The organism is Mycobacterium sp., assembly GCF_052145595.1.
In the GTDB taxonomy this organism is placed as follows: Bacteria; Actinomycetota; Actinomycetes; order Mycobacteriales; family Mycobacteriaceae; genus Mycobacterium.
On the sequence record NZ_JBKQOI010000327.1, the window covers coordinates 1 to 20,986 of the forward strand.

General features: G+C 66.6%; 20 protein-coding genes and 1 pseudogene. 7 read left to right on the plus strand and 14 right to left on the minus strand.

Annotated elements, in window-relative coordinates; all coding sequences use genetic code 11:
• The 4 genes from ACLP4W_RS27345 to ACLP4W_RS27360 all read right to left on the minus strand — a co-directional run.
• Positions 1-653 (minus strand): cutinase family protein (locus ACLP4W_RS27345; RefSeq protein WP_442390520.1); only part of this gene is annotated, 653 nt, incomplete at its 3' end.
• 96 nt (positions 654-749) lie between these two features.
• Positions 750-1,322, minus strand: a complete 573-nt coding sequence (locus ACLP4W_RS27350; protein ID WP_442390501.1) for a PE domain-containing protein — start codon at positions 1,320-1,322, stop codon at positions 750-752.
• 18 nt (positions 1,323-1,340) lie between these two features.
• Positions 1,341-1,487 (minus strand): hypothetical protein, encoded by a 147-nt coding sequence (locus ACLP4W_RS27355; RefSeq protein WP_442390502.1) that lies wholly within the window; start codon positions 1,485-1,487, stop codon positions 1,341-1,343.
• Positions 1,488-1,725: 238 nt separating this feature from the next.
• Entirely contained in the window at positions 1,726-3,567 is a 1,842-nt protein-coding gene (locus ACLP4W_RS27360; protein ID WP_442390503.1) for a hypothetical protein, read from the minus strand.
• Here ACLP4W_RS27360 and ACLP4W_RS27365 point away from each other — a divergent pair.
• A complete protein-coding gene (locus tag ACLP4W_RS27365) occupies positions 3,533-4,477 on the plus strand; it encodes an NAD-dependent epimerase/dehydratase family protein (RefSeq protein WP_442390504.1) in 945 nt (314 codons plus the stop codon). The genes ACLP4W_RS27360 and ACLP4W_RS27365 overlap by 35 nt on opposite strands.
• Positions 4,478-4,481: 4 nt before the next feature.
• Here the strand turns inward: ACLP4W_RS27365 and ACLP4W_RS27370 are convergent, their stop codons facing one another.
• Genes ACLP4W_RS27370 through ACLP4W_RS27380 form a run of 3 tightly spaced genes read right to left on the minus strand, consistent with a single transcriptional unit; the run spans position 4,482 to position 6,799 of the window.
• Positions 4,482-4,817 (minus strand): DUF2304 domain-containing protein, encoded by a 336-nt coding sequence (locus ACLP4W_RS27370; RefSeq protein WP_442390505.1) that lies wholly within the window; start codon positions 4,815-4,817, stop codon positions 4,482-4,484.
• Positions 4,814-5,503, minus strand: a complete 690-nt coding sequence (locus ACLP4W_RS27375) for a glycosyltransferase family 2 protein (protein ID WP_442390506.1) — start codon at positions 5,501-5,503, stop codon at positions 4,814-4,816. The genes ACLP4W_RS27370 and ACLP4W_RS27375 overlap by 4 nt, the downstream gene beginning before the upstream one ends.
• 36 nt (positions 5,504-5,539) lie before the next feature.
• A complete protein-coding gene (locus ACLP4W_RS27380) occupies positions 5,540-6,799 on the minus strand; it encodes a hypothetical protein (RefSeq protein WP_442390507.1) in 1,260 nt (419 codons plus the stop codon).
• A gap of 126 nt (positions 6,800-6,925) precedes the next feature.
• Here ACLP4W_RS27380 and ACLP4W_RS27385 point away from each other — a divergent pair, with 126 nt between their 5' ends.
• Positions 6,926-8,005 (plus strand): DUF475 domain-containing protein, encoded by a 1,080-nt coding sequence (locus ACLP4W_RS27385; protein ID WP_442390508.1) that lies wholly within the window; start codon positions 6,926-6,928, stop codon positions 8,003-8,005.
• Here ACLP4W_RS27385 and ACLP4W_RS27390 read toward each other — a convergent pair.
• Positions 8,002-8,694, minus strand: a complete 693-nt coding sequence (locus ACLP4W_RS27390) for a hypothetical protein (RefSeq protein ID WP_442390509.1) — start codon at positions 8,692-8,694, stop codon at positions 8,002-8,004. The two genes, ACLP4W_RS27385 and ACLP4W_RS27390, sit on opposite strands and share 4 nt — an antisense overlap.
• 57 nt (positions 8,695-8,751) lie before the next feature.
• Positions 8,752-9,240 (minus strand): inorganic diphosphatase, encoded by a 489-nt coding sequence (locus tag ACLP4W_RS27395; RefSeq protein ID WP_442390510.1) that lies wholly within the window; start codon positions 9,238-9,240, stop codon positions 8,752-8,754.
• Between the two features lie 116 nt (positions 9,241-9,356).
• Here ACLP4W_RS27395 and dacB point away from each other — a divergent pair, with 116 nt between their 5' ends.
• Genes dacB through hpt form a run of 4 tightly spaced genes read left to right on the plus strand, consistent with a single transcriptional unit; the run spans position 9,357 to position 13,410 of the window.
• Positions 9,357-10,745 (plus strand): D-alanyl-D-alanine carboxypeptidase/D-alanyl-D-alanine endopeptidase, encoded by a 1,389-nt coding sequence (dacB, locus tag ACLP4W_RS27400; protein ID WP_442390511.1) that lies wholly within the window; start codon positions 9,357-9,359, stop codon positions 10,743-10,745.
• A complete protein-coding gene (locus ACLP4W_RS27405; RefSeq protein ID WP_442390512.1) occupies positions 10,742-11,794 on the plus strand; it encodes a zinc-dependent metalloprotease in 1,053 nt (350 codons plus the stop codon). Before dacB ends, ACLP4W_RS27405 begins: the two co-directional genes overlap by 4 nt.
• The gene (gene tilS / locus ACLP4W_RS27410; RefSeq protein ID WP_442390513.1) at positions 11,773-12,747 is read left to right on the plus strand and encodes a tRNA lysidine(34) synthetase TilS; all 975 of its coding nucleotides are present in this window, start codon (positions 11,773-11,775) and stop codon (positions 12,745-12,747) included. Before ACLP4W_RS27405 ends, tilS begins: the two co-directional genes overlap by 22 nt.
• Positions 12,748-12,798: 51 nt before the next feature.
• Positions 12,799-13,410, plus strand: a complete 612-nt coding sequence (gene hpt, locus ACLP4W_RS27415; RefSeq protein ID WP_442390514.1) for a hypoxanthine phosphoribosyltransferase — start codon at positions 12,799-12,801, stop codon at positions 13,408-13,410.
• Positions 13,411-13,417: 7 nt separating this feature from the next.
• On the opposite strand, the gene ACLP4W_RS27420 is transcribed toward hpt, so the two are convergent.
• The 5 genes and pseudogenes from ACLP4W_RS27420 to ACLP4W_RS27440 form a co-directional block, all read right to left on the minus strand.
• Positions 13,418-14,164, minus strand: a complete 747-nt coding sequence (locus ACLP4W_RS27420; RefSeq protein WP_442390515.1) for an SIMPL domain-containing protein — start codon at positions 14,162-14,164, stop codon at positions 13,418-13,420.
• Positions 14,165-14,206: 42 nt separating this feature from the next.
• Positions 14,207-14,560: pseudogene (locus tag ACLP4W_RS27425) on the minus strand (HNH endonuclease signature motif containing protein); the annotation flags it as partial.
• 619 nt (positions 14,561-15,179) lie between these two features.
• Positions 15,180-16,196 carry a zinc-binding dehydrogenase gene (locus ACLP4W_RS27430; RefSeq protein ID WP_442390516.1) on the minus strand — a complete coding sequence of 339 codons (1,017 nt, stop codon included), beginning with the start codon at positions 16,194-16,196 and terminating at the stop codon, positions 15,180-15,182.
• Positions 16,196-17,383 (minus strand): LLM class flavin-dependent oxidoreductase, encoded by a 1,188-nt coding sequence (locus tag ACLP4W_RS27435; protein WP_442390517.1) that lies wholly within the window; start codon positions 17,381-17,383, stop codon positions 16,196-16,198. The genes ACLP4W_RS27430 and ACLP4W_RS27435 overlap by 1 nt, the downstream gene beginning before the upstream one ends.
• Positions 17,380-18,348: an alpha/beta fold hydrolase gene (locus ACLP4W_RS27440; protein ID WP_442390518.1), complete on the minus strand. Its 969-nt coding sequence runs from the start codon at positions 18,346-18,348 to the stop codon at positions 17,380-17,382. The genes ACLP4W_RS27435 and ACLP4W_RS27440 overlap by 4 nt, the downstream gene beginning before the upstream one ends.
• Before the next feature lie 333 nt (positions 18,349-18,681).
• On the opposite strand from ACLP4W_RS27440, the gene ftsH reads away from it, so the two are divergent.
• A partial coding sequence (gene ftsH, locus ACLP4W_RS27445; protein ID WP_442390519.1) for an ATP-dependent zinc metalloprotease FtsH occupies positions 18,682-20,986 on the plus strand: 2,305 nt, incomplete at its 3' end.

Below are 20,986 nucleotides of genomic sequence, written 5' to 3' on the forward strand. Positions count from 1 at the left end.
GCGGCGAAAGTCGCGGCCTGATTAACCATCCCGGACTGCACATAGCGAGAGTGCGCCGACGTATCCCCGCCGTCGGAGCAAATCGGATCTCCGGGATTACACAAGTCAATGGCCTTAGCCCCATACAGCGGGCTGATCGCGGTCAGCGGTGCCCCCAGCGATCTAACCCACGGATTTCCGAAGACGGCGACCGCGGCAACGTGGTCAGCCACCTCCGGCGGCATCGGCGCGGGGATGAAGCCCTGAGGTGGCACACCCGCCGCGGTGATGAGATCGATCACGACCGCGCCTAGGGAATATCCACCGAGCACCATCCTGGTATCGGGACAGTTCGCCGCCATGTACTCGACATGGGCGCTCGCATCTTTAGCGCCGGCGGAGGCGGAGTTAGCCAACTCATTGCTCGTCGCAGGGTAGTTGACTGCATACACCCCGAGGGATCTCCCGCCGACTTGCGGGCGCAGCGAATCGACAAATGCCTGTCCTTCCCAGCCAACACCAGGTGGCTGATCGCTGCCGCGAGCGAACACCACCTCGATGTTGGGGCATGGAGCTGCAGCGGCGGTGGAAGGAATGCTGATGGCTGCATTCAGCATCGCGCAGGTGGTCAGAACTGCAGCACCAAGGAAACGAGCAATCTGGCGGGCGCTCACGTCGCCCATGCTGACATATGGCGGCAATCTGCGGCCAAGGCCGCTCGATCTCGTCGGCCGCTTCGAGCGGCGCCGCGCGGGGCGCTGAAGATCCGTCTAGTAGGTAATGCTTAGCTGGCCAATACCAATCTGATAGGAGCCGGTGACCCCGATGCCGATATTGCGGATTCCGTAATTGCCTAAACCAAAGTTGGCATAGCCGGTGTTCCAGCCGCCAAAGTTGTAGGAGCCCACGTTGGCAATGCCGAAGTTGCTGACGCCGTAGTTGTAGAAGCCGACGTTGCCGTTGCCGTAGTTGTAGAAGCCGATGTTTTCGTTGCCGATGTTGCCGTAGCCGATGTTTTGGGCCGCATTCGCAGCCAGCCCCGACAGGTTCTGCAGCGTTGAGGCATTGGCGGCCTCGGCACCGGCATACGAGCCCGCAGTCGCATCCATGAGCTGGACGAAGTCCTGGTGAAATGCTGCGGCTTCAGCGCCGATCGCCTGATAGGCCTGCGCGTGCGCAGCGAACAGCCCCGCGACGGCTTGCGAGACTTCGTCCTCGCCCGCGGCGACTATCTCCGATGTAGGGGCGGCCGCTGCAGCGTTGGCCGTGTTGATCGTCGAACCGATATTCGCCAGGTTCGAGGCTGCGGCCGCCACAAATTCTGGCGCGATCACAACCGACATCTGAAACCTCCGGCCTGCTCAGCCTGTTGATGCTGCCGAGCGCTCATCCAGCAGCGCGTCTATCCGCGCCGTATTTGGCGTGCGACCTTCTTCTGCCTCACGGGTCATGTTGCGAAGCGCCAGCAGCAGTCCGAGTTCCGAGTCGATCGCCTCGAGGTCGCGCATACGCGGAGCTTAGTCCGTCCGCGGGCGCGAGCGCTTCACTTTAGCAGACTGATTGGGCTCGCGAATCGCTCACGCCGAGATTTGGGATTGTGCGCCGGGGCCGACAACGCGCACAACGCGCGCTGCTGGGAAATCGGGCCTCCCTGCTCTCCTCGGGGCGCCCCGATGTATTCCGATGTCTTGAGACACGCCATTCCTATGTCCTGGAACCACACACCCCAGGCGGCTCGACGAGCCCTCAGGCTGGCGCGAGGAAGCCCACCGGTCCCGACGCGATACACAATGACAGCGCGGTGGTGTCGGCTCGGACGGTGATCGCGTGTCCGGCGCCCGGCAGCCGAGCAAACACCCGATTGAGTCCCGGACGCACCGGAACTTTGACGTCGGGGCCTTGCGTCATCGCTAAAGTCATCGAACCGTCGCTATTGGCAAGGTAATTGAGTTCGACGGTCCAATCGGCGGGCAGCAGCGGCCCGTCGAGGATCAACCGCGCCGGCTTATCCGGTTGCGCGAAATAGCCGCACCGCGGCATAGGCCCGGGCACGATGGTGCGAATCCAGGTCACTCGTGCATTGATCAGCCGCCCCGAGCTATCGAACATGCGCAATTGCGTTGTGGCCATGGCGAATTCTGGTCTGTCCCGCAACAGCGCGAACATGTGGCTGGCCAGGTTCTCCGGCGCGGCCACCCGTTGCAGCACCAGAGGATCGACCTCCTGATCCAGCAGTGGCGCGGTCGAGGAGGAGTGCGCGGCGGCCAAACTCGCCCGAGCATTCAGCAGGTAGGGCTGTGCGGGGTTGTCCCGCCAGCTGGTCAGGAACGTCGCCGTCGAGAACAGGCTGCTGGCCACGAACAACACCGCCAATCCCACCGCCACCACAGTGCGTTTCGGCGAGGCATCCAGCCAACGCGCCGGGGCCGGCCGGTTTGGGGCGCACAACGCGACCGCGGCGAGCAGCGCCAGCACGACGACGAGATCCGGCAGATACCGCAAGGTTTGGGCGAGTTCCAGGGCGGTCTGCTTTGAAGACCGCATCAGGTAGATCGGCACCTGACAGGCGACGGTGTAACCGACCGCGGTCAGCCACACCGGCCCGATGTGTTGCTTGCGGATCAGCGACAGGGCGAGCACCCCGATCAGGACCAGCCAGCCCAGCGCCATCACCGACGGCGGGGGCGTGGCCCACGGCGAGGCCGGTGCCCATCGGCCCCAGTGCCACGGCCCGCCGGCCAGCGCCGGCACGATGCCGTGGGTGATCGACCGCCACAGCAGATCCCACGTCATCGACAGGTCGAAACTCCATCGCTGCTGATTGACCACGGCCAGGTACACCGCGACCCAGCCGGCGGTCAACGTCAGCGACGCGATCCACAACCGCAGGCCGGCCCGCCACACCGTCCGCAGGGCCGCCCGATCACCCTGCACGTGGCGCAGCAGGGCGGCCACCGCGAAGGCCACGAACGGGATCACCGCGGCCTTCTCGAAGAACAGCAGCCCGCCGAAGTAGACCAGCAGGCCGGTCGTCGCGTAGCGCCGGTTGCCCGTGCGGACCAGCAGGATCGCGTCGGCGCACACCCAGGCCAGCGCCGCCAGCATCGGCAGCGAGTTCAGTGCGGCCGCCCACCACGCGAAGCCCGGCACGGCCAGCGGTGTGAACAGCGCGAACGTCAACGGGATCAGCAGTACCGGACGCCAGCCGAGGATGACGTACAGCGCGCGCAACAGGGCCAGCGAGGCCAGCAGCTGCAAGACCAGCAGGCTGAGCGCCGGCCATGTCCAGTCCAGTGGTGCCAACCGGACGATGGCACCGCCGACCAGGAAGGCGCCCGGCATCACGTGGCCGTCGTGGTCGTCGAACAGGTATGACGGCGACAGCAAACCCTGGGTGCCCGCCTTTCCGATGAGAATGAGGTCGTCCCAGTAGAAATAGCCGCCGAATGCCAGCACCGCGCGTATCCCCAGCTGCAGCGTGATCAACGCGACGGCGGCGACAGCCACGCGAGGCACACGTGCCGTCCGCGCAGCCCGCCGGTATGGTGGGCCGGTGCGCGCGCTGGTCACCGGGGGAGCCGGATTCATCGGGTCGACGCTAGTCGACCGTCTGCTTGCCGACGGTCACACGGTGGTGGGATTGGACAATTTCGCCACCGGTCGCGCGACCAGCATCGAGCATCTGGCCGGCAACCCCGAGTACGTCTTCGTCGAGGCGGACATCGTGACCGCCGATCTGCACGCCATCCTCGAGGAGCACCACCCGGAGGTGGTGTTCCACCTGGCGGCGCAGATCGACGTGCGGCACTCGGTGGCCGACCCGCAATTCGACGCCTCGGTCAACGTCATCGGCACGGTGCGCCTGGCCGAGGCGGCACGCCTGAGCGGGGTACGCAAAATCGTGCACACCTCGTCGGGGGGATCCATCTACGGCACCCCGCCGCGGTACCCGACTCCCGAGACGGTGCCCACCGACCCGGCATCGCCCTACGCTGCGGGCAAGGTGGCGGGCGAGATTTACCTGAACACTTTTCGCCACCTGTACGGTCTGGATTGCTCGCACATCGCACCCGCCAACGTCTACGGCCCCCGCCAGGATCCGCACGGTGAAGCCGGCGTGGTGGCGATCTTCGCCCAGGCACTGCTGTCGGGTAAGCCCACCAAGGTGTTCGGGGACGGCACCAAAACCCGCGACTACGTTTACGTCGACGATGTGGTGGACGCCTTCATCAAGGCCGCCGGGGATGCAGGGGGTGGGCAGCGCTTCAACATCGGCACCGGAATGGAAACCTCGGACCGCAAACTGCATTCGGCGGTGGCCGCGGCCGTCGGTGGGCCCGACGACCCGGCGTTTCATCCGGATCGCCTGGGCGACCTGAGGCGGTCGTGCCTCGACATCGGTTTGGCCGAAAGGGTTTTGGGCTGGCGTCCGCAAGTCCAGCTGGACGACGGGATACGTCGCACGGTGGAGTACTTCCGGCACGTGCGCACGGCCTGACCGCTTACTCGGGCGTCTGCGCGCCCTCGAGCGCCACGGCGCGAGCCAGTCTCGCGTAACGCAACTCCAGGTCCTTGAATCGCATGTAAGTGCTCAGCGTGGTGAAACAGAACGCCATGATCAGTGCGTAGAGCATCAGGTCGGTGCCGCGCCGTACCCCGAACCAGTGCGCGACGATCGTGGTGTCGTCAGGCCGGAGCACGGCATAGATGCCGGCCAGCACGAATACGACGTACCCGACCTTGACCCATGCCCGAGACCGCGCGTTCCTGCGCGACCGCAGCAGATAGACCAGCAGCGCGACGATCGACCCGATCAAAAGCACCTGGATCCAGTTCATCTCGGAATCCTCCCTCGCAGGAACCCGTCGAAAATGATGTTGACGCCGTTGAGGAGGGGCTGCCCCTTCGACTTCGAATATTCGGTGTACAGCACTTCAACCGGTTGTTCAACCACGCGCCAATGATTTTCGGCGATCAGCATCACGAACTCGTTCGCGTGACTCATGCCGCTCATGGTGATGTTCAGTCCGTCGGCGACCCTCTTGTTGAACACTCGCAGGCCGTTGTTGGTATCGGTCAAGCCAAGTCGGCGACCGCGCCGGCTCATCCGTGCGGCGGTCTGCAGCACGATCCTCTTCAGAAACGGCGGCCGGCTGCCCTGCTGCCCGGCGAACCGCGTTCCGATCACGACGTCGACGTCACCGGCGTTGAGGCGGTCGACCATCGCGGCCAGGTCTTTGACGCGATGCTGGCCGTCGGCGTCGAACGTGGCGAAAACCTGCGCCCCGGGCTGCTTGCGGGCGTACTCGACGCCGGTCTGGATGGCCGCTCCCTGTCCCAGGTTGATCGGATGGCGCACCAGATGAGCCCCGGCTCGCCTGGCGATCTCGCCGGTGCCGTCGGTGCTGCCGTCGTCCACGCAGACGACATGGTCGAAGACCGAGCGCACATCGGCGATCACCTCGCCGATGACAGCGGCTTCGTTGAAGGCGGGAATGACGATCCACACGTCCGGGTAATGCATTTCAAGCCCACAAGGTACACGCTGGTCCGGTCGCGATCAGCCGGCTAAGCGTTCGGCACGCGCGAGCGCCAGCAGATGGACGCCGATTCCCACCAATGGACCGCACAACAGGCCGACCACGGTGCGCGTCTGTAGCGGCAGCGGCAACAGCAGCAACAGCCCCGACGCCACCGTCGCACCGACCCAGCCCAGCGAATAGGCGCGGTGCAGCGCGGCGGCTACAGCGGCGGCGCCGGTGAGCGTCAGCATGGCGATCGCCACGGCGGCCCCGGTCAGCCACGCCAGCAGCGCGCTGCTGGCCTGGTACTGCGCCCCGAAGCCGACCCGCAGCAACCACGGTCCCACGACGCCCGCCGCCACCACCCCGACCGCACCGATGCCACCAATGATCGCCGCCGGCGCGATCAGGGCCCGAAGCCGGTCGCGGCGTTCGTCGACGAAATGAGCGATCAGGTTGCCCTGCATGGCCGTCAGCGGCACCAGCAGCGGCGCGCGGGTCAACGTCACGGCCAGGATGATCACGCCGCCTTGTGCCCCGAGCTCAGCGCTGGTCAGCTTCAGCAGCACGGGAAACCCCATCACCAGGATCGCGCTGGCACCGGCCGCGGTGATGGAATGGGCCGCGCCCCGCAGAAAGGTCGCGGTGCCGCCGGGCGTCAGCAGGCGGGCCGCGGCGCGCGTTGTGGGCGAGGCCACCAACATGATCAGCCAGGCCGCCGCGCCGGCCACGGTTGCCCACAAGAACCCGATCAGGCCCCATCCGACCGCGAACGTGGCCGCGGCGACCGTCACCCTGATGACCGCGTCGGTCACCATCAGCGCTCCGTACTGGGTCCACCGGTTGGTGCCGGCGAGCATGCCCAGCAGGGTGGCGTGCAGGCAAAACCCGGCCAGCCCGACGCTGAGCAGTCCGACCGACAACCAACGCGCCTCGACGAATACCCGACCGCTCCACAACGGCGAGCTACCGGCGATCACGACGGCCGCGGCCACGCCGACCATTGCGGCGACTCGTAGCGGATGGGTGCGACTGTTGGCCACGTCCCCTAGGTCGCTGATGTAGCCCAGCGAGCGGACCTCGCGGGTGGTTTCCTGCAACAGGCCGTTGGCGGCGCCGGTGACCAGGCCGAACGCCCCCCAGAACACCCCGAATACCGAGAAGCCGCTCGGAGCCAGGTCACGAGCGGCCAGATAGATCACCGCGTACCCACACAGCGCGGTCAGTGCGGTGGCGGTGCCAACCCGAGCCACGCTGCCGCGCGCGACCGGCCCCCGCGAGGCCCCGACTTCGGTCACCGGGGCAGCTTCCTCGGCCGACTGACCCGGTGCATAGCCACAATTTGAAAATAGTAAGTGCGCCGGCAGCGACGGCCCGCGCTGGCGAGGCGGTTCGCTATTGTGAGCGGCTGTCGGGAAGGATCCATGGCCGCGTTCCGCACCTTCGGGATTTCGCTGTTGGTCACCGCCGCGGCCCTTGCCGTCGGGTACGCGTACGGCGGCCTGGATGACCTCTTCTTGCTGCTGGTGCTGGCTGTCCTCGAGGTGTCGCTGTCGTTCGACAACTCCATCATCAACGCCGCGATCCTGCAGCGGATGAGTCCGTTTTGGCGGCAGATGTTCCTGACCGTCGGGATTCTCATCGCGGTATTCGGGATGCGGCTGATCTTTCCGTTGGTCATTGTTTGGGCGACGGCGGGCATCGATCCGGTTCGCGCGATGGAGTTGGCGTTACGTCCACCGCCGTATGGCGCGCTGGAATTTCCGGACGGCTCGCCCAGCTATGAAAAGCTGATCTTGGCCGCCCACCCGCAGATCGCGGCATTCGGCGGGACGTTCCTGTTGACGCTGTTCTTGGAATTCATCGTTTACGACCGAGACATCAAGTGGCTCAAGTGGATTGAGGCCCCGTTCGCCCGCATCGGCCGGCTCGGTCAGGTGTCGGTGGTGGTGGTCGTCGCTGCGCTGGTCCTCGTCGGCACGCAGCTGACCCACTCCAGTGATGAGCGTGCGACGGTGCTGACCGCCGGGCTGCTGGGCCTGGTCACGTATCTGGTCGTAAACGGATTGAGCCGGGCGCTCCGGCCACCCGACGTCGACGCGGGGACGACCGGGAAGGCGGTCGGGATGGCCGGCCTCACCCTGTTTCTCTATCTCGAGGTGCTAGACGCCGCCTTCTCGTTCGACGGCGTCACCGGCGCCTTCGCGATCACTTCGGACCCGATCGTCATCGCGCTGGGTCTGGGACTGGTGGGCTCGATGTTCGTCCGATCCATCACCATCTACCTGGTCCAGCAGGAAGCGCTGGACCGTTACGTGTACCTGGAACACGGCGCGCATTGGGCGATCGGCGTGCTGGCCGTGATCATGCTGGTCTCCATCGAGCCGCGATTCCAGATCCCCGAGGCGGTCACCGCTTCGGTGGGGGTGTTCTTCATCGGGGCGGCGTTCGGCTGGAGCGTGCTGCGCAACCGGCGCCACGCCCAGGCTGCCGAGAGCGGTTAAGCCTCGATCTGGCCGGCGATGCGCCGTTCGATGCTGGCCCGCGCGGGGGCCGGCAGCGCGATCAGCCCGTCGAGCTCCTTGCTCGCCCGCGCGTAGGCGTTCTGCCGTTCCTCTAGGGTGGCCGCCTCGTCTTGCGCCAGGTGCAGCAGGTGCTGGGCGCGCGCCAACCGTTGCTGGTCATCCGCCGAGAAGTCGCTGCGCCGCCGGCGAATCGCCTCGGCCTCGGCGATCTCGAACGCGCTGATGTACTCATGCACGGCGTCGCGGTATTCCAGTTGCGCTGCCCGGTCGCCGACGAGGTCGTCGGGCCGTTCCGGCCGCAGCAGGTCCGCGCGTTGCTTGGCCTTGTGGAATGCGATCGTCAGCGGATCTCGCATGTTGGTCATCATCGGGAAGTCGAGCAACTTGGCGATATCGACCTCGTAGCCGAACCACCGCGCATCGGTACGGTCATGCGACGCAATGAGTTTGGCGAGCTCGCGGCGGGAGCTTTCCTTGTTGTTCCGCACGCGCGCGGATGCCTCGGCCGCGGCGATCTTGGCTTGCTGCTTCAACCGGTAGCGCTCCAGCCGTCGTTCGGCGCGGCGCTCGTTGGCCGCGGCGACCGCCCTGATGCCCGTGCCGATCGCGCCCGCCAGCGGGAAGATCAGCCACCAGAAATTCGCGGCGAAATGAAGCGCAGGAGTCACATCGCCAGGATGCCACCGCGATACGGAGTGCGGTTACGCCGAAAGCGTTACTGCTCGTCAGTGCCCGGAAGTCTTGAATCGCTCCACCGAACGCTGCACCTCGGCTTCGGCCGCGGCGCGGTCCACCCAGTCGGCCGCCTTGACGTACTTGCCCGGCTCCAGTGCCTTGTATTGGGAGAAGAAGTGCTTGATCACATCCAGTTCGAATTCCGGAACGTCTCCGATGTCTTGGATGTGGTCCCAGCGATGGTCGCCGGCCGGAACACACAACACCTTGTCGTCGCCGCCGGCCTCGTCGACCATCCGGAACATTCCCACCGGACGGGCCTCCACCAGCACGCCGGGGAACAGCGGCTCCGTCAGCAGCACCAGCGCGTCCAGCGGGTCGCCGTCTTCACCGAGGGTGTCCTCGATGAAGCCGTAATCGGTGGGATACGCCATCGAGGTGTAGAGGTAGCGGTCCAGACGCACCCGGCCCGTCTCGTGATCGACCTCGTACTTGTTCCGCTGGCCTTTCGGAATTTCGATGGTCACGTCGAATCGCACGTCGCCGGCTCCTTCACTAGGGGTGGGTCTGGTTAGGTCAGTTGCGTGGCGCATCCACCCTAGTCGAGCGGATTGCGGCCGATTCGGCAGAATGGGCTCCAACAGTCAGGAGAGCGATGGGCCCCACTCGCTGGCGGAAATCCACCCACGTGTTCGTCGGGTTGGCCGTGCTGGCGTTTGTCGCCGCGGTGGTGGCGGCGGCGACGTTTTTCACCATGGGTGTGCACGGCGCCGGCGCCGCGCATGCCCCCATGCCGCCTCCGCGCCCGCCGACGGTTACGCCGGGAGTGGTCCCGGTCCCCGATACGGCTGAGACGCCCAGCGCGGGTGGGGTGGCGGCGACGCTGGCGCCCGTGGCGGCGGATCCAAATCTTGGGCGGCTGGGTGGCCGGATCACCGACGCCATCACCGGCAAAGAGCTTTGGCAGGTGGCCGACGACCTGCCGCTGGTGCCGGCGTCGACCAACAAAGTCCTGACCGCGGCCGCGGCGCTGTTGACGTTGGACCGCGAGGCCCGGATCAGTACGCGTGTGGTGGCCGGCGGCCCGAGCCCGCAAGGGCTGGTCGTACTGGTGGGTGCCGGGGATCCGACGCTGTCGGCGGCGCCGCCCGGTGTGGACACCTGGTACCGGGGTGCAGCGCGCATCAGCGACCTTGTCGAACAGATTCGTCGCAGCGGCGTGACGCCGACCGCGGTGCGGGTGGACACCTCGGCGTTCAGTGGGCCGACGATGGCGCCGGGCTGGGATCCGGCTGATATTGGCAATGGCGACATCGCGCCGATCGAGTCGGCGATGATCGACGCCGGGCGCATTCAGCCGACAACGGTCAACTCGAGACGGTCCCTCACCCCGGCGCTCGATGCCGGACGGGAGCTCGCCAAGGGCCTCGGCCTGGATCCCGGGGCGGTGACAATCGCCGCGGCGCCATCTGGGGCGCGTCAACTGGCCGTAGTGCAGTCGGCGCCGTTGATTCAGCGGCTGTCGCAGATGATGAACGCCTCCGACAATGTGATGGCCGAATGCATCGCCCGCGAGGTCGCAGCCGCGATCAACCGGCCGCGGAGCTTCGCCGGCGCGGTCGACGCGGTGACCAACCGGTTGAGCACCGCGCACGTCGACACCTCCGGTGCCGCGCTCGCGGATTCCAGCGGGCTCTCGGTCGACGACCGGTTAACGGCCAAGACGCTCGACGGAGTGGTGCAGGCGGCCGCGGGACCAGACCAGCCGGCGCTGCGGTCGCTCCTCGATCTCCTTCCGATCGCCGCCGGCAGCGGCACGCTGGCCGACCGCTTTCTCGACCCGGCCACCAACCAGGGCCCAGCCGGCTGGCTGCGCGCCAAGACCGGCTCGTTGACCGCCACCAACGCCCTGGTCGGGCTGCTCACCGACCGCAGCGGACGGGTGCTCACGTTCGCTTTCCTCTCCAACGACGCCGGCCCGAATGGCCGTAACGTGATGGATGCCCTGGCCACCAAGCTTTGGTCGTGCGGGTGCGCAACATGACCACATCCTCTGAGCTGACCATCGGTACCGCCGTCGACTGGCGATTCGCGGCCACCGTCGGCCAGCGCCTGGTCCGGCCGGGTCCGCCGTCCAGCGACTACACCCGTCGCCAGGCGATGGAGGAGCTGACTAGTGCGGCCGCCAAAGCCGAACCGCCGGTGCGCGACGTCACGGGCTTGGTCACCAGCGACGTGGTGCCGCCGGCCCGCATCGTCGACCGCCCGGAGTGGGTCAGCGCGGCGGCCGAGTCGATGCGGGTGATGACGAACGGAACCGAAAAGCCCAGGGGGTTTCTGACCGGTCGCATCACCGGTGCGCAGACCGGCGCCGTGCTGGCGTTTGTGTCTTCCGGGATCCTGGGGCAGTACGACCCGTTCGCCGAAGCAAAAGCGGGCCGCCTGCTGCTGGTGTATCCGAACGTCATCGCCGTCGAGCGTCAGCTGCGGATCGAGCCCTCAGACTTCCGGTTATGGGTATGTCTGCATGAGGTGACCCATCGGGTGCAGTTCACCGCCAACCGGTGGTTGTCCGATTACATGTCGCAGGCGCTGGGGCAGTTGACGCAGGACGCCGGTGACGACATCGGTCAGATGATGAGCCGGCTAGCCGATTTCGTCCGCGACCGCGGCAACGGGGCGGTCGCACCCGACGGCGGCTCGTCGGGGATTGTCGGGCTGTTGCGCGCCGTGCAGTCCGAGCCGCAGCGCAACGCCCTGGATCAGTTGCTGGTGCTCGGCACGCTGCTGGAGGGCCACGCCGACCACGTGATGGATGCGGTCGGGCCGGTGGTGGTGCCGTCGGTGGCCACCATCCGTCGTCGTTTCGACGAGCGTCGCCATCGTAAGCAACCGCCGCTGCAGCGGCTGCTGCGCGCCCTGCTGGGGCTCGACGCCAAGCTCAGCCAATACACCCGCGGCAAGGCGTTCGTCGACCACGTGGTCGGCCGGGTCGGCATGGGGCGGTTCAACACCGTCTGGTCGGGCCCGGAATCGCTGCCGCTGCCCGCCGAGATCGAAGACCCCCAGCGATGGATCGACAGGGTGCTGTAGGGCAGCTGCGTGCGGCTGTCGAAGTGTTCGCCCGGACCTATCTCGTCACCGAAAAGCAATGGTGCGTGGCGTTATCCGGCGGCCCGGACTCACTGGCGCTCACCGCTGTCGCCGCCCCGCTGCGGCCCACCACCGCGCTGATCGTGGATCACGGCCTGCAGCCCGACTCGGCCGCCGTCGCCGAGACCGCGCGGGAGCAAGCGGTCGCCGTGGGATGTGTTGAGGCACGGGTGCTTCGCGTGAGGGTGGGTAATGACGGCGGTCCCGAGGCGGCGGCGCGTGCGGCCCGCTACGCCGCGTTGGGCGCGTACCGCGACGGCCCGGTGCTGTTAGCCCACACGCTTGACGATCAAGCGGAGACGGTGCTGCTGGGGCTGGGCCGCGGGTCCGGGGTGCGCTCGATCGCCGGGATGCGCGCGCACGATCCACCGTGGTGTCGGCCGTTATTGGGTGTGCGGCGGGCAACGACGCACGCCGCGTGCAAGGAGCTGGGCCTCACCGCGTGGCAGGATCCGCACAACACCGACCGGCGCTTCACCCGGACGCGGCTGCGGATGGAGGTGCTGCCGCTCCTGGAGGACGTGCTGGGCGGCGGGGTGGCCGAGGCGCTGGCCCGCACCGCGACGGCGTTGCGCGAGGACACCGACCTGATCGATGCGCTCGCCGCGCGGGCGCTGCCTCAGGTGCAAACAGGCTCCGGGCTACAAGCCGAGGCCCTCGCCGCGCTGGCCGGCCCCGTTCGACGCCGGGTGATCCGCGGCTGGCTCCTGGTCGGGGGCGCGACCGGATTGACCGACAAACAGATCCGCGGCGTGGACGCGCTGGTCACTGCCTGGCGCGGGCAGGGCGGGGTGGCGGTGGGGTCCGCCTTGCGCGGTGAGCGATTGATTGCGGGGCGACGCGAGGGCGTACTGACATTGTGGCGGGAGCCGGTTCAGAAGGCGGTCCGGTAGCCCGCAACACCGGGGCCGCCGTTGGTTGTTCGGCCGCTGGCGTGGCACGCTGTGGTCGTGGCCCAGACCGCCTCGGCGAGCACCCCCGCTCAGCCCGTGGAGCTGTACCCGGGGGATATCAAGTCGGTACTGCTCAGTGCGGAGCAGATTCAGGCCCGCATCGCCGAACTCGGCGAGGAAATCGGCAACCACTTCCGCGACATTGCCACCGAGACGGGCCAGGATCTGCTGTTGATCACCGTGCTCAAAGGTGCTGTGATCTTCGTCACCGATCTGGCCCGCGCGATTCCGGTGCCGACGCAGTTCGAATTCATGGCCGTCAGCTCCTACGGGTCCTCAACGTCTTCGTCGGGCGTGGTGCGGATCCTCAAGGACTTGGACCGCGACATCAACGACCGCGATGTGCTGATCGTCGAGGACATCGTCGACTCGGGCCTGACCTTGTCGTGGCTGCTGCGCAACCTGACCACGCGGCATCCGCGCTCGCTGCGGGTGTGCACGCTGCTGCGCAAGCCCGACGCGGTGCGAGCCAACGTCGAGATCGCCTACGTGGGCTTCGACATTCCCAACGACTTCGTCGTGGGCTACGGCCTGGATTACGACGAGCGCTACCGCGACCTGTCGTATATCGGAACCCTGGACCCCAGGGTCTACCAGCAGTAGCCAGACCCTAGTCCAGCTCCCACACCACGGTCACCGAGAAGCTCACAGTCTGCTGGCCGGGTTCGAGCGGGACCGCCGCGACCATGCCGCGAGGCACCGGCGGCCCCCCGCCCAGGGGCGCGCTACCGGACGCCTCCGAAATGGAAAGCACCCTGCCCAGCCGCAGGCCGGACAACTGGGCGTACTGGTCGGCACGGTCCTTGGCGTCGTTGAACGCCCGGGCACGGGCGTCCTTGACCAGCTGAGAGTCGTCGGCGATGGAGTAGCTGACCGAGCTGATCCGGGTAGCGTCGCCGCCGGTGCTGACAATCAGGGCCAGCATTCGCGACGCGGTATCGGTCGGGTGGATCTTGACCTGGATCGCGTTGGTGGCGCGGTAGGCACTGATTTTCGCGGTGCCGTTAGGCTCCGGATTGCTGTACTGCGGCTGCAGCGTGACCGCGGTGGTGCTGATGTCCTTGTGGTCCATTCCGGCGCCCACCAGCGCGTTGATCACCGCTTGCTGGCGCTCGTTGGTCTGGTCCATCGCGGTGGTGACGTCGGGTGCGGTGAACTCGATGCCGACGTCGGCGGTCAAGGTGTCCGGGACGCCCTGGACTTGCCCTGAGCCGATGACTGTCACTTGACGCGGATTCGCCCCCGGCTGTGGCGGATTGTGCTTGTTACATGCCGGCAGCGCGGCGACGGCCAGGCCGGCGGCAGCCAAGGCGATTGACCGGCGGACAAACGTCGGAGCGTTCGTTGCGATCGACATGTGTGGACCTTAACGCTCCGGGGAGCGTTGAATCAGAGGTTCTCAAAAGGGCGGGTCGTCGGGCAGCGGTTTCAGAGTGGATTCGTCAGAGTCCAGTCCGGCGGTAGCTCTTCGGGCTAGCGGGGGTCGTTGACCCAGGTGCAAAAGGGGCTGGTACTCGGTGCGCCTTTGAACAGGAACGGCATTGTCGCGCATGTGGTTTCGGAATTTGCGCGCGGCGATCTCCTCCTTGCGGGCCTGTTCGAACCGCTGTCGGGCCTCGTTGCCGGATCGTTGCTCGCGGTTGTGCTTGCGCGTCTGGCTGATTCGGGAGCTTCGTTGCTGTGACGGGCTTCGTTTGCGGGGGACCGGTGTCGCGCAAGCCGGCGCGCGTGGTTGCGGGAAAAGGTCGTGTTCTCCAGGCCGTCGCAGTAGGCACCGATGGCATCGCCGATCAGGGCCGTTTGCTTGGATCGTGATGGCGGGGATGCTCAGCACTCGGCGCTGAGCAGGGTTCGTTCGCACTGAAGCGGGTAATACTCCGGGATGAAAAACATCGGACGCATCGCAGCATCAACCGTCGTAATGACCGCCGGTTTAGGGCTTGCGAGGTTCGGGGCGGCTGCCGTCGCCCAAGCCCAACCTGCGCCCTTCCCGGATTATCACTGGTGCCCCGGCCAGTGGTGGGATCCGGGGTGGGGCGACAACTGGGACGGGGGCCGCTGCCACGACGACCACTGGTTCGACGGTGAAGCCCGCGACCAGGGCCACTGGCACAATGGCCCCTGGGACCAAAACTGGCAAGGCGACCCACACTGGCAAGGCGGGAACCCACACTGGCAAGGCGGGAACTCCGGCGACCAAGATCACTGGCACTAAGGTGATCTAAGCGGGATCCGGTGACCTTGGTGGTGCAGCCTGAGCGCTGAATGCTGGTGTCGTGGCCAAGCACGCCAACGGCTCGCATCAGGACGCCGAAGTCGACGTAGTGGCGGTCCTCAATCCTTTGAAAAACATCCAGCTGGGCCTGAACGCCCTAGGGTGTGACGAGAATCTTGCAGTGCCGCTCGGGGTCGGCCAGGTCATCAAAGGCCTGGCCGACTTCGTCCAGGCCTACCTCTCCGGTGATCAGCGGGCTGACGTCGATGTCGCCCTCGGCGAGCGCGCGCAGCGAGGCGCCGAACTCGTCCGGGTTGTAGGCCAGCACGAATTGCACGTTGATCTCTTTGGCGATCGCGAAGAACGGATGCACGGTGTCGGGTTGCATGCACACCCCGGCGACGACCAGGCGCGTTCCCCGCCGGGCCCGCAGCAGCACGTCGTCGATGATTCCGGGCACGCCAACCGCCTCGAATACGACGGCGGCTTTGACGCCGTCGAACGGTGAAGCCTGCGCCGGATCCAGCGCCTGGTGGGCGCCCATCGCGGTGGCCAGGTCCCGCCGTTTCGGCGAAAAGTCAGCGGCCACAATATTTTCGACGCCACGCGCCCGAAGCGCAGCGATGATCGCAATTCCGATCGGACCGCAACCAAGCACCAGGGCGGTCTCGCCGGGCTCAATGTTCGACTTGTTGACGGCATGCAACCCCACCGCCATGGGTTCGGTCAGCGCGGCATGCCTGGCATCCAGGCCGTTGGGAATGGGCAGCAGCAGTGGCGCCGAGAGCAGCATTCGCTCGGCGTAGCCGCCGAGTGTGCTGTTGCTGTAGACGATCGGCTGAACGCCCTTGGCGGACAGCAGCACCGGAAGCGAAGTGACCAGGGTCCCCGGCGCGTAAGTTTCGGTGTCGGGTCCGGCTTCGAGCACCTCGGCGCTGAATTCGTGACCCATGAACACATCGCTCGCCAGATCGACGCTCATTCCGCTATCGGCGCCGACGCCCGCCCTAGCGCTCATCGCCAGTACCTCACCGCCGTGGGCCGCGAAATGCAAGTCGGAGCCGCAGATTCCACACGCCCGCACACCGACCAGCACCTGGCCGGCTTCGGGCACTGGCTCGGGCACGTCGTCCCGGTAGACCATTCGTCCGTCTCGTAATACCGCAGCGCGCATCAGCTTCCCACGCCTTTCTGTTCGTCAACATGCTGGGTGATGGCCTTCACCACGGCCTCACCGGCGCGGCCAATCAATTCGTCGCGCTTGCCTCTGGCCCAGTCGTGGGATGATCGCGAAGCTTCGAGCTGTCCCTTGAAATAGGGAATCACCTTGCGGGCGAACAAGTCATAGCAGTGGTAGGTCGCTTCCGGTGAGGCCCAGTCGTGGCCGAGCATCAGCAGCGTCCCGAAACCACCCGAGCGTTCCAGCAAATCTTCAATGTGCGCGATCGCGTCGTCTGGCGCGCCGATGCAGCAATTTCCCTTGGCCGCATAGTCTTCGACAAACTCGTGCGGTGTCTGGGCGCCGTCGATGGTGTTGGACAGCGGGACGAACCCGGCCGCACCGAAGTAATTGGCGAAATCCTGTAGGCCGTAAGTGCAATCGTCGATCGCCTGATCACGGCTGTCCGCAATGTGCATGATGCTCAACACGCGCCAGTTCGCTCGGTCGGGCTCGTCCCGGCCGACTTTGGCGGCCTGCTCGCGGACCACGTCCCAGGTGGTTTCCAGCGCAGCGTAGCCGCCGGGCACCGACATCGACAGTGACAGTAGCGAGGTTCCCAACGCGCCGGCCAGTCGCGGCCCGGACGGCGAAATCATCGCTGCGGTAGCGATTTCCGGGTAGGGGCACGTATAGGGGCGGATATGCAACTGCGCGTCGCGCAGCGTGAACCAGTCGGAGTGGCGGTCGATTCTCTCATCGGGTGCGGCGCGGAACAGCGCAAGGATCGCATCGAGGGATTCCTGCATCATCCGCCGCTGCTCAATGGGGTCGATGCCCATCATGTACGCATCCGACGGCAGCGCGCCCGGACCGGTACCGAACATGACCCGGCCGCGGGTCAGGTGGTCCAACAGCACCCAGCGGTCAGCCACCATCAGCGGATGATGGTAGGGCAGCGAGACCACACCGGTGCCCAGACGGATGTGCTTTGTCCGCTCAGCTGCGGCCGCGATGAACACTTCAGGGCAGGCGATCAGCTCGTAGCCGCCGGAGTGGTGCTCGCCGAACCACGCTTCGTCGAACCCGAGCCGGTCCAGTGCAACGACGCGTTCCATGTCGTATTCCAGTGCCACCGTGGGGGATTGGCCAATGGGATGAAACGGCGTGATGAAGACGCCGAAGCGCAGTGGCACGCTCATCGCAGCTCCAATCCGTTGAGGAACTCCAACAGTGTCGCGTTCACCTCGTCGGGCCGTTCCTGCTGCAGCCAGTGTCCCGCGCCGTCGATCATCACCTGGCGGTAGGGGCCGGAGATCACCTCCGAGGCACGGTCGGCGCGGGTGAATGCCAACACCGGATCGGCTGTCCCGCCGATAAACAACGACGGCACGGAGATTTTGGCGCCCGCAAGTTCCGGGGTGGTCTCCCAGTTGCGGTCAAAATTGCGGTACCAGTTCAGGCCGCCGGTGAACCCGGTGCGGGAAAACTCGCCGATGTAATGGTCGAGCTCGTCCTGGCTGATCCAGTCCGGCAGCTCGTCCGGTTCGGGCAGGCGATCGATGAAACCTTCCGGGCCGGGCGCCACCATTCGCAGCGCCGCGCTCTGATCGCCGGATGCCCGCAGGCCACCCATCATCCGGCGCATCGTGCGGGCTGGATCGCCGTCGAGTTCGGCGTCGGCAACGCCGGGCTCCTGGAAATGCAGGATGTAGAAGAAGTTTTCCCCGAATGTGCGGCGGAAAGCCTGCGTCGGCGGGACTTTCGCACGGGGCGTCGGCGGGACGCTCAACCCGGCCACCGCCGCGACCCGGTCGGGATGCAGCAGTGGCGCGTTCCACACCACGGCGGCACCCCAGTCGTGTCCGATCCAGACGGCACGCTCGGCGCCGACGTCGTCGAGCAGGCCGACCAGGTCGGCGGTCAACTCGTAGATGCTGTAGGCCTCGATCGCGTCCGGACGCGACGAGCCACCGTAGCCTCGTTGATCGGGCGCCAGCACGTGGTAGCCGGCCTCGGCGAGGACGGGTATCTGGTGTCGCCATGAGTAGGCCAGCTCGGGAAAGCCGTGGGCCAGGATCACCACGGGCGCGCCGCGGTCGCCCGCTTCGATCACCCGCAGCTGCACACCGTTGGTGTCGACTAACCGTTCGGTTGATGAGGGCACCGTCTCACCAAATCACAACGGCCCCGGGCTGAGAAGGGCGTGTTTCTTCGCCGAGCGTCACGCCAGCGCGACGGTGGCCACGCCAGCGTGACGCTCGATGTGAGGGTGGTTTGCGTCCTCCTGCGTCGGCGTCGGGAACTACCGGTCGTTATCTGGACAGGACGGCGGCGACCCGCTGCGCCCGGCTCGGCCGGGCCGGCGATGGCCGCTGTGCCCGATGGCGGCGACCCGCTGCGCCCGGCTCGGCCGGGCCGGCGATCGCCGCTAGCGGTAACCTGGACTTTTCCAGCTCGGTGTTTCGGGGAAGGACCTGGCCGATAAGGCCGATGATTGATGAACCGCAAAAACGTGATTCGCACCCTCACGGCGATTGCTGTCGTGCTGGTGCTGGGTTGGTCGTTCTTCTACTTCAGCGACGACACCCGCGGCTATAAGCCCGTTGACACCTCGGTGGCGATGGCCCAGATCAACGGCGACAACGTCAAGAGCGCGCAGATCGACGATCGCGAGCAGCAACTGCGGTTGACGCTGAAGAAGGGCAACAACGACACCGAGAACTCCGACAAGGTCATCACCAAATACCCCAGCGGATACGCCGTCGATCTGTTCAACGCGCTGAGCGCCAAGAACGCAAAGATCAGCACCGTCGTCAACGAAGGCAGCATCCTGGGCGAGCTGCTCGTTTATGTGCTGCCGCTGCTGTTGCTGGTGGGCCTGTTCGTGATGTTCTCGCGCATGCAGGGCGGCGCCCGGATGGGCTTCGGGTTCGGCAAATCGCGCGCCAAGCTGCTCAACAAGGACATGCCCAAGACCACTTTCGCCGACGTCGCCGGCGTCGACGAGGCGGTCGAGGAGCTTTACGAGATCAAGGACTTCCTACAGAACCCGGGTCGCTATCAGGCGCTGGGCGCCAAGATCCCCAAGGGGGTGCTGCTCTACGGCCCGCCCGGGACCGGCAAGACGCTGCTGGCCCGCGCTGTAGCAGGAGAAGCCGGGGTTCCTTTTTTCACGATTTCCGGCTCGGACTTCGTCGAGATGTTCGTCGGTGTCGGCGCGTCGCGGGTGCGCGACCTGTTCGAGCAGGCCAAGCAGAACAACCCGTGCATCATCTTCGTCGACGAGATCGACGCGGTGGGCCGCCAGCGCGGCGCGGGCCTCGGCGGCGGGCATGACGAGCGCGAGCAAACGCTGAACCAGTTGCTGGTCGAGATGGACGGTTTCGACCCGCGGGCCGGCGTCATCCTGATCGCCGCCACCAACCGACCCGACATCCTGGACCCGGCGCTGCTGCGACCAGGCCGCTTCGACCGGCAGATCCCGGTGTCCAACCCCGACCTGGCGGGCCGCCGCGCGGTGCTCAAAGTGCACTCGAAGGGCAAGCCGATCGCTCCGGACGCCGACCTCGACGGGTTGGCCAAGCGCACCGTCGGCATGACCGGCGCCGACCTGGCCAACGTGATCAACGAGGCGGCGCTGCTGACCGCCCGGGAAAACGGCACCGTCATCACCAGCGCCGCTTTAGAGGAGGCGGTGGACCGGGTGATCGGCGGTCCACGCCGCAAGGGCCGGATCATCAGCGAGCAGGAGAAGAAGATCACCGCGTATCACGAGGGCGGCCACACCCTGGCGGCCTGGGCGATGCCCGATATCGAGCCCATCTACAAGGTGACGATCCTGGCGCGGGGACGCACCGGCGGGCACGCGGTGGCGGTGCCGGAGGAAGACAAGGGCCTGCGGACCCGCTCGGAGATGATCGCGCAGCTGGTGTTCGCGATGGGTGGCCGCGCCGCCGAGGAACTGGTGTTCCGCGAGCCGACGACCGGCGCGGTGTCCGACATCGACCAGGCCACCAAGATCGCGCGGGCGATGGTCACCGAGTTCGGCATGAGTTCCAAACTCGGCGCCGTCAAATACGGCACCGAGCACGGCGACCCGTTCCTGGGCCGGACGATGGGAACGCAGGCGGACTACTCCCACGAGGTCGCCCGCGACATCGACGATGAGGTCCGCAAACTGATCGAGGCGGCGCACACCGAGGCCTGGGAAATTCTCACCGAATACCGCGACGTCCTCGACACTCTGGCCGGCGAGCTGCTGGAAAAGGAGACCCTGCACCGACCGGAGCTGGAGGGGATCTTCGCCGACGTTGAGAAACGTCCTCGGCTCACCATGTTCGACGATTTCGGCGGCCGCATCCCGTCGGACAAGCCACCGATCAAGACGCCCGGCGAACTGGCCATCGAGCGGGGCGAGCCCTGGCCCCCGCCCGTCCCTGAGCCGGCCTTCAAGGCGGCGATCGCACTGGCCACCCAAGCCGCCGCGGCCGCGGAAGCGGAAGCCGGTGGAAACGCCCCTGGCGGCAACGGTTCTCACGGTGGTCAAGGAGCCGGTGATCATCCACAGGGCCCCACGCAGCCTGACTACGGTGCCCCGGCGGGCTGGCATGCGCCGGGGTGGCCGCCGCAGCAACACGAGCCGGGTTACTGGTACCCGCCGGCCCCGAGCCCTCGACAGCCCCCACAGCAGCCCTACTGGCCGCAGCCGGCCCCAAACTATCCCGGTTATCCGGGCCAGCCCGGTAACGCATACCCCGCCTACCCGCCGTATCCGCCCTATCCGCCGCCTGGTCAATCCAACC